Raw genomic sequence first — 16,210 nt, 5'->3', positions numbered from 1 at the left:
TTCTATGTCGGGGGCAGGCGGGACCAGGGTCGTCAAGTCGATCGGAGGCGCCGTCGGCGGGCTCATCGGGGTGGTCGCGATGAGCGTGATCGCGGGGATCCTCGTGGCCGCGTCGATCACTCCGGCCATCGCGCTGGGCGGCATGGCCGCGAACAACGGCGTGCAGATGTTCGACAACCTACCCGAGTACCTCGAGATCGGCACCCTCGCCGAGAAGAGCAACATCTACGCGAAGGACGCGAGCGGCGCCGACGTCCTCCTCGCCTCCTTCTACGCGCAGAACCGCGTCGAGGTCGGCTGGGACGACATCTCCCCCTTCGTGAAGGACGCCGTCGTCGCCTCCGAGGACCCGCGCTTCTACGAGCACGGCGGGATCGACCTCCTCGGCACCGTGCGCGCCGCGGCCACGACCGCGATGGGCGGCCGCGTGCAGGGCGGCTCCTCGATCACCCAGCAGTACGTGAAGAACGTCCTGGTGCAGAAGGCCGAGGCCCTCTCGGACCCGATCGAGCGCGACGCCGCCTACCGCGAGGCGACCGAGACGACTCCGGAGCGCAAGGTCGCCGAGATGCGCCTCGCGATCGGCCTCGAGAAGGAGTACCCGAAGAACGACATCCTGCTCGGCTACCTCAACATCGCGCTGTTCGGAGGAACGGTCTACGGCATCGAGGCCGCCGCGAACTACTACTTCGGCACGAGCGCCCGCGACCTCACCCTGGCGCAGTCGGCCGCGCTCATCGCGATCGTCAACAACCCCGAGAAGTTCCGCTTCGACCGCCCCGACGACCCGGCCAACCTCGCCGTCGAGGGGTACCCCGAGACCCTGAACCGGCGCAACTACATCCTCGTGCAGATGGACAAGGAGTCGAAGGTCACTCCGGAGCAGATCGCCGAGGCCGCCGGGACGCCCATCGCGCCCGTCGTCACCGAGCCCAGCACCGGCTGCCAGACCGCCGGCATCGCCGCGTTCTTCTGCGACTACGTCACCTGGGTCATCAAGAACGACGACGCGTTCGGAGCGAGCCGGGACGAGCGCGATGCGACGTTCAAGCGCGGCGGGTACCAGATCTACACGACCCTCGACAGCGAGCTGCAGCAGGCCGCCGTCTCGGCGACCGACACCTGGGTGCCGAAGTCGATGGGATCGATCGACATCGGCAGCTCGAGCGTCTCGGTGGAGGTGGGCACCGGTCGCATCCTCGCGATGACGCAGAACAAGGACTACTCGAACGATCCCGACGTCGCCGGGCCGAACTACACGAGCGTCAACTACAGCACCGACTTCGGCTACGGCGGCTCGTCGGGGTTCCAGGTGGGATCGACCTACAAGGTGTTCACCCTCGCGGAGTGGCTGCAGGAGGGACGCTCGCTCGGCGAGAGCGTCGACGGGGTGCGCCGCGCGTACACGACCTTCCGCGACAGCTGCGAACCCGACGGCATCTACTACGGCGAGTCCTGGGACCCCAAGAACGACGAGGGCGGCAACGGAGGCGTCTACTCCGTCCTCGACGCGACGAAGGGCTCGATCAACACGGGCTTCGCCGCGATGGCCGAGCAGCTCGACCTCTGCGGCATCCGCAACACCGCCCTGGCGATGGGCGTGCACCGCGCCGACGGCACGGAACTGCAGAAGTTCGCACCCACGATCCTCGGCACCAACGAGATCGCTCCGCTGACCATGGCGACCGCCTTCGCGGGCTTCGCCAACAAGGGCACCGTCTGCACCCCGATCGCGATCGACCGCATCGTCGACCGCACCGGGGCGGACGTCGCTCCTCCCGCCTCAGAGTGCACGCAGGGGATGTCGGAGGCGGTGGCGGCCACGGCCGACTACGCCCTGCAGCAGGTCATGACCGGAGGAACGGGGCGCGCATCCGCGACCGGCACCGGCGTCCCGCACATCGGCAAGACGGGCACCACCGACAACGCCGTGCACACCTGGATGGTCGGCGCGAGCACCGAGGTCGCCACGGCGACCTGGGTCGGCAACGTCGTCGGCAAGACCTCCATGCGCGGGCTGCGCCTGAACGGCGTGAACGCGGGTCAGGTGCGCCATCAGATCTGGCCGCGGATCATGCGCGTCGCCGATGCGAAGTACGGCGGCTCGGCGTTCCCGTCACCGCAGCGCTCCCTCGTGGAGGCGCCTCAGGAGGCCGTGCCCGAGGTCACCGGGCAGAGCCCCGCCGCCGCCTCCGAGCGGCTGCGCCAGCTCGGCTTCCGGGTGAGCGTCGACCCCGTCCGCGTGCCCTCCGATCGCCCCGCCGGCACCGTCGCCCAGACGAGCCCTCCGGCCGGCTCGCGCATCGCCCGGGGGAGCGCCGTCGTGCTCCAGGTGAGCGCAGGGCCCGCGACGCCGCCGCCCTCGCCCGCTCCGCCGTCGCCCGGCACCGCGCCTCCTACCGGCGGATGAGCACTCACCGGCCGTCCGGTGCCGTCGTGCAGAATGAACGCGGTCGCGCCTCGCGGCCGCACCCTCGGGAGAAGGACACATGACCGGACGCAGCCGACGCCCCCTGACCACCGCTCTCGCGACGGCCGCCCTCGCCGGCGCGGCCGCCGGCGTCTGGGGCATCGGCATCGAGCGCACCCTGTTCACCGTCCGCCGGATCAGCGTGCCCGTGCTGCCGCAGGGAGCGGCGCCGCTGCGGATCCTGCACCTCTCGGATCTGCACATGGCCCCCTGGCAGTCGAAGAAGCAGGAGTGGCTGAGTTCGCTCGCCGCTCTCTCCCCCGATCTGATCGTGGACACGGGCGACAACCTCGGCCACCGCGACGGCGTGCTCGGCATCCGCCGCGCACTCGAGCCGTTCGCGGGCGTCCCCGGCGTGTTCGTCCACGGCTCGAACGACTACTTCGGCCCCCGGCTCAAGAACCCGCTGCGCTACTTCCGCGGACCGTCGGAGAACCCCCGCCCCGACCAGGCCGGGCTCGACACCGCCGCGCTCACGGGCTACTTCACCGACGACCTCGGCTGGACCGACCTGAACAACACCGCCACCTCGATCGAGGTCGGCGGGACCCGGATCGAGTTCTTCGGCGTCGACGACCCGCACATCGCCCGCGACCGCATCGACCTGGTGGCGGGCTCCGTCGACGAGCTGCGCGCCGCGGCCGACGGTCCGGCGGACGTGAGCATCGGAGTGGCGCACGCCCCCTACCAGCGCGTGCTCGACGACTTCGTCGCGCGCGGCGCCGAGCTGATCCTCGCCGGGCACACGCACGGCGGACAGGTCTGCGTGCCGGGATTCGGCGCCCTCGTCACCAACTGCGACATCCCCCGCGACAAGGTCTCCGGGTTCACGACCTGGGACAACGGGCTGCGCAGCTCCTACCTCAACGTCTCGGCGGGCGTCGGCACCTCGATCTACGCGCCGGTGCGCTTCGCCTGCCGCCCCGAGGTGACGCTCGTGACCCTCGAGCCGGCGAGCTGAGTCGGAGTGCATCGCGGCCGTTCTTCCGGCTCGTGAATATCGGCTATCATTGACGAGGTTCGCCCGCGAGAGCGGTGCGAGCACTCCACCGGGGTGTGGCGCAGCTTGGTAGCGCGCCTCGTTCGGGACGAGGAGGTCGTGGGTTCGAATCCCGCTACCCCGACCGGTGAGAAGCCCGGCCAGGATCGATGATCCGGGCCGGGCTTCGTCGTTCCCGGGTCCTCCGGCGGTCGTGGGCGCGCCGCACAGGCGCTGTTCCGCGCACGGGCGGTCCTCTCGGAGGAACGCCGAGCAGACTGGGTCCTTCCCGCCCGCCGCATGCCACCGTCCCCGCAGGAGGAGCACCATGAGCCGGTCGCTCACCCGCCTCACCCTCGCCGTCGGCGCCCCGTACCTGGCAGCGCTGGCACTGGTCGCGTTCTGGCCCGTCCCCGTCGACTCGGGCGTGCGGGACGTGCTCGACCGGCTGCTGGCCGCTCTCGCTCGTCACGGCCTGGGGGTGATCGACTACGACCTGATCGAGCGCGCCGCCAACGTCGCGCTGTTCGTCCCCCTGGGCGTCCTCGTCGCCCTGCATCTGCGGCCCCGCTGGGCCTGGCTCGCCGTCGTGATCGGAGCGGCGACGAGCGCCGTCATCGAGACGGGGCAGCTGCTGTTCCTGTCGGACCGCTTCGCCACCACCGACGACGTCGTGATGAACAGCCTCGGAGCGGCGATCGGCGCCGTGCTCGGTTCCGTCGTGCGCGCGGTTCTGCAGCACCGGGAGCGACTCGCACGGAGGGAGGACGATCTGCTCGTCCGCGCTCCGCTCCCCGGCCGCGTCTGAGCCGGTCGTCCGTTCCTGAACGAACGACGGCGCCGGCGCGCGGAGGCCGGTGCGACGCCGTGGCGTCGTCCGGCTCCGCGCCTCCGGCGCCGATCGAGGTGTGCTGGTGCGTCAGCGGCCCAGGCCGCGGTACTCCCAGCCGGCGGCGCGCCAGTCGGCGGGGACCAGGCAGTTGCGCCCGTCGACGACGAAGCGGTTCGAGACCAGCTCGCCCGCGACGGCGGGGTCGATGGCGCGGAACTGCTTCCACTCGGTGACGACGACCACGGCGTCGGCGCCGCGCAGGGCCTCGTCGACGTCGGTCGTGTAGGTGATGTCGGGGTACTTGCGCCGGGCGTTCTCGATCGCCTCGGGGTCGGTCGCGACGACGTTCGCGCCGAGGTCGTGGAAGCGACCGGCGACGTCGAGCGACGGCGAGTCGCGGGTGTCGTCGGACTCCGGCTTGAAGGCCAGACCGAGGACGGCGATCTTCTTCCCCTCGACCGAGCCGCCGAGGCCTTCGACGACGAGGTCGACGACGCGCTGACGACGGCGCAGGTTGATCGAGTCCACCTCGCGGAGGAACGCGACGGACTCGCCGACGCCGAGCTCGTCCGCGCGGGCGGAGAAGGCGCGGATGTCCTTGGGCAGGCAGCCGCCTCCGAAGCCGATTCCGGCGTTGAGGAAGCGACGGCCGATGCGAGCGTCGTAGCCGATGGCGTCGGCCAGCTGAGTCACGTCCGCTCCGGTCACCTCGGCGATCTCGGCGATCGCGTTGATGAACGAGATCTTGGTCGCGAGGAACGCGTTGGCCGAGACCTTGACGAGCTCGGCGGTCGCGTAGTCGGTGACGACGAGGGGGGTGTCGGCTGCCAGGGCGGTCGCGTACACCTCGTCGAGCACGCTCTTGGCGGCGGCTCCGGCCTCGCCCGAGGGCACTCCGTAGACGAGGCGGTCCGGGCTGATGGTGTCCTCGACGGCGAAGCCCTCGCGGAGGAACTCGGGGTTCCACACGAGCGACGCGCCGGTCGGGGCGATCATCTCGGCGAGACGGGCGGCCGTGCCGACCGGAACCGTCGACTTGCCGACGACGAGGGAGTCCGAGGTGAGGTGGGGCAGGAGGCCCTCGATCGCCGAGTCGACGAAGCGCATGTCGGCGGCGTTCGAGCCCGCTTTCTGCGGGGTGCCGACGGCGACGAAGTGCACGGCCGCACCGGCGGCGTCGGCCGTGTTCGTCGAGAAGCGGAGACGACCCGACGCCACTCCGGAGGACAGGAGCTCGGGCAGGCCGGGCTCGAAGAACGGGGCGGAGCCGGCAGCCAGGGCGTCGATCTTGGCCTGGTCCACGTCGATGCCGATCACATCGTGGCCGAGCTCGGCCATCGCGGCGGCGTGGACGGCACCGAGGTAGCCGCAACCAATGACAGAAAGCTTCACAGGGTTTCTCCGAATCGTGGACGGGTGGGTGTCGCGTCGGCGACGGCGGGGGGAGCTGAATCCGGCGACGAGCCGCTCCGGGAGCGTTCTCTCACCGCGCCAATGCTCTCAGATCGCGGGAGATGTCGGCGACGGCGGCGGCGATCTGCTCGGCGACGCGGGTGTGCGTCGCCTCGCTGCGACCGATCGGATCGTCGATGTCGTCTCCCGCCGCTCCCCCGGGGGCGCGACCCCGGTTCGCCGCGGCGAGGCGCACGACACCGCGGAGCCGGGCTGCGGGATCCGCGACGACCGGGAGGGGGACCTCGGCAAGGACGAAGGGCAGCACCCGCGCGAACTCGAGCAGGGTGAAGCCCCGGAGCAGGATCGAGGGGAAGCTCCGCGCCGCATCGACGAGGTGGTCGCGGGTCATCGTGAGCATCACGTCGGCCTCCGCCACCAGACGCTCCGAGAGCCGGGCACTGGAGTGACCGGTCGGATCGCCGCCGTGCACGATGCTCAGCCGGGCGGAGGTCGGATCCATCGGGTAGCCGTCCCGCGTCTGCACCCCTGCGCTCCGGAACGAGAAGAGCGGGCCCCCGGCAGGAGAGGTCGCATCGCCCAGCTCGTGCCGCAGCAGCTGCTCGGACATCGGGGACCGGCAGATGTTGCCGGTGCAGACGGACAGGATCGTGAACACCGGAGAGCCCGACGCGGACGCCGCCTCCGCCGAGGGGCGGCCTCGACGACTCCGACGGGAGCCGTCGTCTCCGGGGAACGTCATGCGGCGCGGATCAGACGGCGCTCGGGGTGGGCTCGCTCGCGGACTCGGGGCGGGCACCCGTCTTCTCGGAGCCGTAGTAGCTCGTGTAGTAGTAGCCGTAGCCCCGCCCGACCTGGCCCCGCGGAGGAACGCGGTTGAGGATGACGCCGAGGGTGTGGCCGCTCACGCGCTCGAGGTTCTGGATCGCCTTGCCCAGCTCGTCGGTGGTCGTCTTGCCGGCCGAGATCACGACGAGCGCGCCGTCGGTGCGGGCGGTGAGGATGGCGCCGTCCGTGACGGGCAGCAGCGGAGGCGCATCCACGATCACGATGGCCTCGCGGGCGATCTCGTGCAGGAGGATGTCCATCCCGTTGGAGCCGAGGAGCTCGCTCGGGTTCGGCGGGATCGAGCCGGCGCCGAGGATCCAGAGGTTGCCGGACGGGCCCCACGGCTGGAGGACGTCCTGCAGCTCGGCCTTGCCGATGAGGAGATCGGTGAGGCCGACGCCCGGGACGAGACCGAACGACTTGGCGACGGTGGGCTTGCGGAGGTCGCCGTCGACGACGACGGTGCGCTGCCCGGATGCGGCGAGCGTGACCGCGAGGTTGGCGGTCACGGTGGACTTGCCGTCGGAGGGCAGCGGGCTCGTGACGACGATGATCCGCGGCGGGCTGTCGACGTTCATGAACTGCAGGTTCGTCCGCAGCTCGCGCAGCGACTCGGCGAGGGCGTGCTTGCCGTCGGCCTTCACGTAGTCGGTCGTGTCGGCCTCGGGGATGATCCGGTTGGTCTCGCTGAGGCGCTTGTCGACGGGCAGGGTGCCGACCACGGGGAGGTCGAAGAGGCGCTCGACCATCTCGGCGGTGCGGATGCGGCGGTCGAGCGTGTTGCGGACGAACGCGTAGACGAGGCCGAGCACGAGCCCGGCGAGCGCTCCGACCGCCAGGACGAGCCGGAGGTTCGGGAAGGCGGGTGAGCCCGGCAGAGCGGCGTCCTGGATCACCTTGAGGCTCACCGAGTCCCCCGTGCCCGTCTCGGCGTTGATCTGCTGGATCCGAGTGGCGACGGCCGAGACCCAGGCGTCGGCGAGCTTCTGCGCGCCGTCGGCGGTGGAGGCCTCTGCTGTGACGTTGAGGACGGGGGCGGCGGCCTCGGGGGTGACGGTGATCGCGCTGATCAGTGCGGAGGGGCTGATGTCGAGGCCGAGGTTCTCGATGGCGATCTCGGCGACGTCTCGCGAGGAGGCGATCGGCACGTAGGTGGTGAGTCGCGACTTGGCGAGGGCCTCGGCGATCTGCTCGCCGTACAGGTCCTGGCTGCCGTCTCCGCTGTCGGGCACCGCCACCGTGACGAGGCCCTTGGAGTCGGCCTCGTAGCGCGGCTTCTGAGTCAGGGACCACCCGAAGGCGACCAGGGTCCCGAGGAGGATCGCTGCGACGATCGGCAACCAGTGATCACGGAGAAGTCGGAGGACGTCCCTAAGTTCCAAGGTGGCAGGTTCCTTCACTGATTCGGAGCGGCGCACGACCGTCGGAGACGGTGAGCCCTGAGATTGTTGCACAGGCGTGTTGTCGGCCTGTTTCGCGGCGCATCATGGGTGCACCCCGTCCGGGGTGGGCTGCTGTGCACGCCTCCTCGTGATCACTCCGAGCCCGACGAGCTCGTCGACCGCGGCGTCGACGGCGGACCGCGGGTCCACTCCCTCGGGTGCCCCGCCGACGTCGGCGAGGACGGCGGCACTCAGGCGGTCGGCGGGGACGCCCTCGCCGATCCGCTGCCAGAGGGCCGGGCCGATGCCCGAGAGGCGTACCAGGACGCCTCCGGAGAAGACGAGGACCTCGCCGTCGGGAGCACGCAGCGCGTCGTCGACGGGCGAGAGCTCGAGGTCGTCCGACGCGGTGCCGGAGAGCGGGAGGGGGACGACCTCGTCCCAGATCGCCGGAGCCGGGTCGCCGAGCGCCGCGAACAACTGCTCGACGAGCCCGAGAGCGTCGGCGGACTCGGAGTAGACGAGGCGCCGCACGCCGCCGAGCGAGCGGAGCGTCTCGACGAGGTGCACGATCGGGCGCGGCCGCGCCGAGAGGTAGGAGGTCTGCGGCACGAGGTCGTCGATCGCCTCGATCGGATCGACCGACTCGAGGAACGGCTCCGCGACTCCGGGGCGGCGGTCGAGGAGGACCACGCCCGCGAGCACGAGCGGCCCATGCGGTGCGGGCCGGAGCCCGAGCGCCGCCGGGGCGAGCTGCGCCTTGGGTGCGGTGCCCGTCAGCGGCTTCACCGAGAGCGGCTTGGGGTAGGGCAGCACGCGTCCGTCCTCGGCGACGCCGACCGTCTCGTCGCTCACGTAGCCGAATCGCGTGCCGAGCAGCCGGGCCATCGTCGTCTTGCCGGTTCCGGAGGCCGCGACGAAGGCCAGGACGCGGCCCGACTCGTCGGCGACTCCGCACGCGTGGAGCATCAGGAGGTCGTCGCGGCGGACGCCGATCGCCTCCACGGTGAGCGTCGAGGTCAGCGACTCCTCGAGCTGGGCGACCGTTCCGGCGAGCACGCGCACGCCCTCGCCCTCGATGGTCGACGGGAGCACGTCCGCGAGGACGATCCGCTCCTCCCCCGTCGGCGGGCGGTGGCACGCCGCCCAGCTGGAGGCGATCCGCTCGACGTCCTCCGGCGACAGCCCGCCGCCGAAGACGACCCGGAAGGGCACGTCGAGGACGGCGACGGTCATGTCGCGGAGGGCGACCTCCGCCTCGGACGCGATCAATACGCGCCGTCGCGAGCGAGGACGGCGCGGGCCGTCTTGAACAGGATGATCAGGTCGCCCGTCATCGACCAGTTCTCGACGTAGTAGAGGTCGAGGCGGACGGTGTCCTCCCACGACAGGTTCGAGCGGCCGCTCACCTGCCACAGGCCCGTGATCCCCGGCTTCATCAGGAAGCGGCGGTGCACGTGGGCCTCGTACTGCTCGACCTCGCGGGCCAGCGGCGGGCGGGGGCCGATCAGCGACATGTCGCCGCGGAAGACGTTCAGGAACTGCGGCAGCTCGTCGAGGCTGAACCGGCGGAGGACCGTCCCGACCTTCGTGACGCGCGGGTCCTTCGCCATCTTGAAGAGGACGCTGTTGCCCTCGGCGCGCTGCTGGGCGGCGAGAGCGGCCAGGCGGGCCTCGGCGTCGACGACCATGGAGCGGAACTTGAGCATCTCGAACGTCGCGCCGTTCAGCCCGATGCGCTCCTGACGGAACAGCACGGGCCCCGGGCTGGTGGTGCGCACGAGGATCGCCACGACGATGAGGACCGGAGCGCTGAGCAGGATCAGCGCGGTCGACGCGACGATGTCGAACAGCCGCTTGGCGAAGCGCTGGCGCCCGTCGAAGCGAGGGGTCTCCACGTGGATGAGAGGCAGCCCCGCGACCGGGCGCGTGTGGATGCGCGGGCCGCCGATGTCGGTGAGGCTCGGTGCCACGACGAGGTGCTCGCGACCGGGCTCGAGCGTCCAGCTCAGCTCGCGGATCCGCTGCGGGGCCAGCTCGTCGGAGCTGGTCACCACGACCGTGTCGGCGCCGGTCGCGTCCATGACCGCGCGGACTCCGTCGATACCGGTGAAGGAGTGCACGGCCAGGCCGTCGAGCTCCGTCTCGCCGTGGAGCGCGTCCGCTCCCCCGGGGGAGGTCGAGACGGCGCCGACCAGCTTGTAGCCCGCCTCGGTGCCGCGGCGCAGCTCGCGCGCGGTGTGGAGGACGCTCGCCCGGGAACCGAGCAGAACCACCTGGTTCGCGGAGCGCCCCTGCTTGCGCTCGCGGGTCAGCCAGGAGCGCCAGACCAGACGGCCCACGCAGATGAGGAGGATGCCGGCGGGGAGGGCGGTGATGATGTAGCCGCGCGCGAGCTGGATCTGCAGGAGGTACGCGACGATCGCGACGATGCCGAAGAGCCAGATCGTGGAGTCGACGATGCGGCGGTACTCGACGTACCCCGTTCCGATGATCCGGCGGTCGCGGGTGTCGAACACCTGCAGGGCCAGGAGCCAGGCGATCGAGAGCACGACCGAGACCACCGTGTAGTTGATGGTGAACGCGTCCGTCGTGCGGAAGCCGACCACGCCGGAGCCGAGATCGAGGTCGAACCAGAACAGCTGGGTGCCGAACACGGAGACGAGGATGGCGAGGACGTCGGTGGCGAGGAGCCGGCCGCGGTACTCCTGCTCCCAGGACGACCCGCGCTTCGGCGTGATGCCCTGCGCCGTCATCGATCCCCCCGATCTCTCCTCGTTCTTCGACACGCGTTCTTCCGTCTCCGGTGATGTCACGCCGCAAGGCTACCCACTAGTTCGTTTCGCGTGGGTGTCGCAGGCGTGAGGCGTTCTCGGCTACTACCCGCGCAGACGCCCGCGGCTCTCCTGCAGATAGCAGGCTCCGCAGAGGGATTCGTACGTCACCAGGGCTCCGTCGATCGCCACCTGGTCGCCGTCGAAGACGAAGCGGCCGTCCACGACGCGCCCGTTGAAGATCGCTTTGCGCCCGCACCGGCAGATCGTCTTGAGCTCTTCGAGGCTGTGCGCGATCTCGAGGAGCCGCCTGCTCCCGGGGAACGCGGCGGTGCGGAAGTCGGTCCGGATGCCGTAAGCCAGCACCGGGACGTTCTCGAGGATGGCGATGCGCAGCAGGTCGTCGACGTGCGACTCGGGCAGGAACTGGGCCTCGTCCACGAGTAGAGCGCTCACATCGCGCGCGGTCTCGGCCAGCACGCGCGCTCGGGCGGCGCCGAACACCGCGACCGGGTCCTCGTCCGGGCGGAACAGGATGTCCACCGGACGGGTGACGCCGAGCCGCGACACGATGAGCGCCTCGCCCTTGGTGTCGACCGCCGGCTTGGCCAGCAGGACCCGGTGACCGCGCTCCTCGTAGTTGTACGCGGCCTGCAGGAGCGACGTGCTCTTGCCGCTGTTCATCGCTCCGTAGCGGAAGTACAGCTTCGCCATCAGGTCTCCTCGGGGCTCGTCGGCGGTCGGGCGCTCGAGAGGACGCTCACTCCAGGAAGCCGTCCTCGGCGGCGCGGCGGATGAGCTCCGCACGGCGGCTCGCGGGACGGCCGACCCTGGCGTACTTCTGGCGCACCCGGCGCAGATAGGTCTTCGCCGTCTCGAACTGCACGTTCATCTTGGCAGCGACCTCGGGGGTGCTCGATCCCGAGACGTAGAGCCGGAGGGCCTCGAGCTCGCCCGCGCTCAGCCGCGGACGCTGCTGGGCGGCGACGCCGATCGGCAGCGGCCGCCACTGCGTCGCCGATCCTGCGGTGGAGCGCATGGCCATCGCGGACCGCGTGCTCTCCATCACCTCGCGCATCGGCTGCGCCTTGGTCAGGTGCCGGGCGGCTCCGGCGCGCAGGCTGCGCTCGCGGATCTCGTCGTCCTCGTGCTCCGAGAGGACGATGACGACGGCTCCTGCGGCGCGGCAGGTGCGGACGCGCGCCTCGATCGAGATCGGCTCGCGGAGCTCGAAGTCCATGATCACGACCTGCGTCGGGAACACGGTGCTCGTCACCAGCTCCATCCAGGTCCCTGCTCCGACGACGACCTCGAAGTCCGGCGCGTGCGCCGCGATCCAGCTGCTCATGCTGTCGAGGACGAGCTCGTGATCGTCGAGGATGCCGAGGCGCACGGGGCGGGGCGACTCGTCGTCGCCGCTGCGAGCGGAGGAGCCGGACGAGGGCTCACCGGAGCGGCTGACCATGGCCCGATCCTATCGGAGCACCGGAGCGCGGCTCCTGTGCCGGATGCACGTCAGAAGAGCGTCGGCTGGCCGACTCCGGGGAGCATCGCAGCACGATCGGGACCGAGTTCCTCGGCCAGGAGACCGCCGTGCTGGAGTGGGCGGCGATCCCCTCCGAGCACCCGCAGCGTGCCGAGCCCGGAGGAGAGCACCGACCCGGTGGCGGGATCCTCCCGCCCCTGCTCCAGACGGTGGGCGCGCATCAACGGGCGGATCCGCTCCGTCAGCCAACGGCGGTACTCGACCGGCGCGTAGGCCGAGCGACCTGGGTAGAGCGAGCGGTAGCGGTCGAGCAGCTCCGGATGCTCCTGCGCGAGCCAGTGCAGGAACCACTCCTTCACCCCGGGCTTGAGATAGAGCGTCGAGTACAGGATCGACGTGGCGCCCGCCTCGGCGCAGGCGCGGAGCGAGGCGTCCAGGTGCGCCTTCGTGTCGGTGAGGAACGGCAGGATCGGCATGAGGAAGACGGAGCAGTCGAAGCCCGCCTCGCGGGCGGCGGTGACCGTGGCCAGTCGCGCCGCGGCGGTGGGGGCGCCCGGCTCGACGGAGCGCTGCAGCTCCTCGTCGTAGACCGCGATGGAGACGCCGAGGTCGACCGGGACGTGCTCCGCGGCCTCCTTCAGCAGCGGCAGATCCCGGCGGAGGAGCGTTCCCTTGGTGAGGATCGAGAGCGGGGTCCCCGAGGCGGCGAGCGCGGCGATGATGCCGGGCATCAGGCGGTAGCGCCCCTCCGCCCGCTGGTAGGGATCGGTGTTCGTGCCGAGGGCCACCGGGTGCCGCTCCCAGCTCGGCCGGGCGAGCTCGCGTGTGAGCACCTCGGCGACGTTCACCTTCACGACGATCTGGGAGTCGAAATCGCGGCCGCCGTCGAACTCCAGGTATTCGTGGGTCGGCCGGGCGAAGCAGTAGGTGCAGGCGTGGGTGCACCCGCGCATCGGGTTGATGGTCCAGCCGAACGGCATCTTCGACGAGGTGTGCACCCTGTTCAGCGCCGACTTCGCGAGCACCTCGTAGAAGGTGATGCCGTCGAACTCGGGGGTGCGGGTCGTCCGCACCAGATCGGTCAGCCGCACGAGGCCCGGGAGCGCGCGGTCGTCGGCCGCGCCGATCGACTGCCCGCTCCACCTCATGGAGCAATTAGAACATACGTTCGAACGCCGTGCGCCGGACGGCGCTCGATCGGGTCAGACCGAGGCGCCGAGTGCGAGCGTCTCGGCGGTCGCCGCGACCGTGCGCTCGGCCGCCTCGGGAGCGTCGTTCAGCGTCGAGCCGTAGCTCGGGATGAGCGAGCGGATGCGCGGCTCCCAGCCCTTCAGCTCGTCCGGGAAGCAGCGCTTGAGCACGTCGAGCATGATCGGGACGGCGGTCGAGGCTCCGGGCGAGGCGCCGAGCAGGCCGGCGATGGTGCCCTCTCCCCCGGTGATGACCTCGGTGCCGAACTGCAGCACTCCGCCCTTCTTCTCGTCCTTCTTCATCACCTGGACGCGCTGGCCGGCGGTGATCAGGTACCAGTCCTCGGAGCGGGCGGTGGGCAGGAACTCGCGGAGCGCCTTCATCTTCTTGCCGCGGCCGGCGACGACCTCGCCGAGGAGGTACTTCATCAGGTCGAAGTTGTCGCGCGCGACCGCGAGCATCGGCCCGATGTTGTGCGGGCGGATCGAGAGCGGCAGGTCGAGCCACGATCCGCGCTTGAGGAACTTGGGCGTGAATCCGGCGTAGGGACCGAAGAGGAGCGACGCCTCGCCGTCGACGACGCGCGTGTCGAGGTGCGGGACGGACATGGGCGGTGCGCCCACCGCGGCCTTGCCGTAGACCTTCGCCTGGTGGCGCGCCACGATCTCGGGGTTGTCGGTGCGGAGGAACTGACCCGAGATGGGGAAGCCGCCGAAGCCCTTGATCTCGGGGATCCCCGACTTCTGCAGCAGGTGCAGGGCGCCGCCTCCCGCGCCGACGAAGACGAAGCGGGCGAGCACGCGCTTGGGCGTGCTGCCGACGAGCTGCTTGAGGTCGAGCTGCCAGAGCCCGTCCTTGCGGCGGGTGATGTTCGTGACCTCGTGGCCCGTGTCGAGGGTTCCCCCGTTGCCGACGACGTGGTCGAAGAGCTGGTGGGTCAGAGCGCCGAAGTCGACGTCCGTTCCGGCGGGGATGCGCGTCGCCGCGTACGGGCCACCGCCGGCGGGGCGCTGCTCCATCAGCAGAGGGGCCCACTCGTGGATCGTCTTCACGCTCTCGGTGAACTCCATGCCGGCGAAGAGCGGCTGGTCCTTCAGCGCCTCGTAGCGCTTGCGCAGGTACTCGACGTTGGCCTCGCCGTGCACGAAGGTCATGTGCGGAGCGGCGTTGATGAAGCTGGAGGGCTCGCGGATCGCACCGGCCTCGACCAGGCTCGCCCAGAACTGGCGCGAGATCTGGAACTGCTCGTTGATCTGGATCGCCTTGGCGGGGTCGACGGAGCCGTCGGCCGCCTCGGGCATGTAGTTCAGCTCGCAGAGGGCGGCGTGGCCCGTGCCCGCGTTGTTCCACGGGTTCGAGGACTCCTGCGCGACGTCGCCGAGGCGCTCGTAGGCCGCGATCGTCCAGTCGGGCTGGAGCGTGGTCAGGAGGGCTCCGAGCGTGGCGCTCATGATGCCCCCTCCGATGAGGGCGACGTCGACCGGTTCCGAGGAGTTCACGAGAACCGAGTTTACCGTCGCGGAAGGGTCGGCAGCCCGGACGGGGGGCTGCACCGTCATCAAATTCGCGGCTTTTCGACGCGGAGGCGGGCGGCGCCGCGCGGAGTCGAGCGGTCGGCTCGGCTCGCGCGGCGCCGCTCCGGCGTCAGGAGGCGGCGGGACGCGCCGCGATCAGCTCCGCGATCTGCACCGCGTTGAGCGCGGCGCCCTTGCGCAGGTTGTCGTTGCTGATGAAGAACGCGAGGCCGCGGCCCTCGGGCGCTCCCTCGTCGGCGCGGATCCGGCCGACGTAGCTCGGGTCGGTGCCCGCGGCCACGAGGGGGGTCGGGACCTCGTGGAGGACGACTCCGGGCGCATCGGCGAGCAGCTCGCGGGCGCGCTCGGGCGTGAGCTCCCGCGCGAACTCGGCGTTGACGGAGAGCGAGTGCCCGGTGAAGACGGGGACGCGGACGCAGGTGCCCGAGACCAGCAGGCCGGGCAGCTCGAGGATCTTGCGGCTCTCGTTGCGGAGCTTCTTCTCCTCGTCGGTCTCGTTCAGGCCGTCCTCGACGAGGTTGCCGGCGAACGGGATGACGTCGAAGGCGATCGGAGCCACGTAGACCGCGGGGTCCGGGAACGCGACCGCGGAGCCGTCGTGCACGAGGTCGAGGAGGCGCTCGTCGGCGACGGCCGCCTTCGCCTGGCCGGCGAGCTCGTTGGCTCCGGCGAGACCGCTGCCCGAGACCGCCTGGTAGGTGCTGACGATGAGGCGGGTGAGACCCGCCTCGGCGTCGAGCACCTTCAGGATCGGCATCGCCGCCATCGTGGTGCAGTTGGGGTTCGCGATGATGCCCTTGACGGCCTGGTCGATCGCGTGCGGGTTGACCTCGCTGACGACGAGCGGGACCTCGGGGTCCATGCGCCACGCGCTGGAGTTGTCGATCACGAGAGCGCCGGCGGCGGCGAACCGCGGGGCCTGCGCGCGGGAGCCCGTGGCTCCGGCCGAGAAGAGGGCGATGTCCAGCCCCGTCGGATCGGCGGTCTCGACGTCCTCGACGACGACGTCCTCGCCGCGGAACGGCAGAGTGGTGCCGGCCGAGCGGGCGGTGGCGAAGAAGCGGATCGAGGCGATCGGGAAGTCGCGCTCCTCGAGGAGGCGGCGCATCACCTTCCCGACCTGGCCGGTCGCGCCGACGACGCCCACGTGGAGGGGGGTGCTGCTCATGCTCTGCTCTTTCGTCCGTGCGGCGCGGCCGCCGCTCCCACTCGCGTGGGGATGAGGAGGGGTCCCGCGGGGAGCGGGTACCGGTGAGAAGGTACCGGGCGGCGAGTCGCCTCCGCGCCCGGCACCGCGCGATCGGCGGGATCGCGGGGGTG

At 71.0% G+C, this 16,210-nt stretch carries 13 protein-coding genes and 1 tRNA gene; 4 read left to right on the top strand and 10 right to left on the bottom strand.

Annotated elements, in window-relative coordinates; all coding sequences use genetic code 11:
* Positions 1-4: 4 nt before the first annotated feature.
* The 4 genes from ASF48_RS11460 to ASF48_RS11445 all read left to right on the top strand — a co-directional run bounded on the left by ASF48_RS11460 (position 5) and on the right by ASF48_RS11445 (position 4,257).
* Entirely contained in the window at positions 5-2,410 is a 2,406-nt protein-coding gene (locus ASF48_RS11460) for a penicillin-binding protein (RefSeq protein WP_055791260.1), read from the top strand.
* A gap of 79 nt (positions 2,411-2,489) precedes the next feature.
* Complete coding sequence (locus tag ASF48_RS11455; protein ID WP_055791257.1) at positions 2,490-3,431, top strand: metallophosphoesterase; 942 nt, start codon at positions 2,490-2,492, stop codon at positions 3,429-3,431.
* A gap of 89 nt (positions 3,432-3,520) precedes the next feature.
* Positions 3,521-3,594, top strand: a tRNA-Pro gene (locus tag ASF48_RS11450).
* Between the two features lie 183 nt (positions 3,595-3,777).
* The gene (locus tag ASF48_RS11445) at positions 3,778-4,257 is read left to right on the top strand and encodes a VanZ family protein (protein ID WP_055791255.1); all 480 of its coding nucleotides are present in this window, start codon (positions 3,778-3,780) and stop codon (positions 4,255-4,257) included.
* Positions 4,258-4,368: 111 nt separating this feature from the next.
* On the opposite strand, the gene ASF48_RS11440 is transcribed toward ASF48_RS11445, so the two are convergent.
* From ASF48_RS11440 to ASF48_RS11395, 10 genes are all read right to left on the bottom strand, one after another.
* Positions 4,369-5,673, bottom strand: coding sequence for a UDP-glucose dehydrogenase family protein (locus tag ASF48_RS11440; protein ID WP_055791252.1), 1,305 nt, complete (start codon positions 5,671-5,673; stop codon positions 4,369-4,371).
* A gap of 91 nt (positions 5,674-5,764) precedes the next feature.
* The gene (locus tag ASF48_RS11435) at positions 5,765-6,436 is read right to left on the bottom strand and encodes an arsenate reductase/protein-tyrosine-phosphatase family protein (protein WP_082481315.1); all 672 of its coding nucleotides are present in this window, start codon (positions 6,434-6,436) and stop codon (positions 5,765-5,767) included.
* 10 nt (positions 6,437-6,446) lie between these two features.
* Entirely contained in the window at positions 6,447-7,922 is a 1,476-nt protein-coding gene (locus ASF48_RS11430) for a polysaccharide biosynthesis tyrosine autokinase (protein WP_268788507.1), read from the bottom strand.
* An 84-nt stretch (positions 7,923-8,006) separates the two neighbouring features.
* Entirely contained in the window at positions 8,007-9,176 is a 1,170-nt protein-coding gene (locus ASF48_RS11425) for a hypothetical protein (protein WP_055791245.1), read from the bottom strand.
* Entirely contained in the window at positions 9,173-10,720 is a 1,548-nt protein-coding gene (locus ASF48_RS11420; RefSeq protein WP_235577233.1) for a sugar transferase, read from the bottom strand. Before ASF48_RS11420 ends, ASF48_RS11425 begins: the two co-directional genes overlap by 4 nt.
* 63 nt (positions 10,721-10,783) lie before the next feature.
* Positions 10,784-11,392, bottom strand: coding sequence for a thymidine kinase (locus ASF48_RS11415; protein WP_055791242.1), 609 nt, complete (start codon positions 11,390-11,392; stop codon positions 10,784-10,786).
* A gap of 46 nt (positions 11,393-11,438) precedes the next feature.
* Complete coding sequence (locus tag ASF48_RS11410) at positions 11,439-12,143, bottom strand: DNA-binding response regulator (protein ID WP_082481310.1); 705 nt, start codon at positions 12,141-12,143, stop codon at positions 11,439-11,441.
* Positions 12,144-12,193: 50 nt separating this feature from the next.
* Entirely contained in the window at positions 12,194-13,312 is a 1,119-nt protein-coding gene (locus ASF48_RS11405; protein ID WP_055791240.1) for an Rv2578c family radical SAM protein, read from the bottom strand.
* Between the two features lie 54 nt (positions 13,313-13,366).
* Positions 13,367-14,914, bottom strand: a complete 1,548-nt coding sequence (locus ASF48_RS11400) for a malate:quinone oxidoreductase (RefSeq protein WP_082481308.1) — start codon at positions 14,912-14,914, stop codon at positions 13,367-13,369.
* Positions 14,915-14,999: 85 nt separating this feature from the next.
* Positions 15,000-16,058 carry an aspartate-semialdehyde dehydrogenase gene (locus tag ASF48_RS11395; RefSeq protein ID WP_055791238.1) on the bottom strand — a complete coding sequence of 353 codons (1,059 nt, stop codon included), beginning with the start codon at positions 16,056-16,058 and terminating at the stop codon, positions 15,000-15,002.
* Between the last annotated feature and the right edge of the window lie 152 nt (positions 16,059-16,210).

Origin of the sequence: Rathayibacter sp. Leaf299, from assembly GCF_001423055.1 — a bacterium.
GTDB lineage: Bacteria > Actinomycetota > Actinomycetes > Actinomycetales > Microbacteriaceae > Rathayibacter > Rathayibacter caricis.
This window is presented reverse-complemented; position numbering and strand designations above follow the sequence as displayed.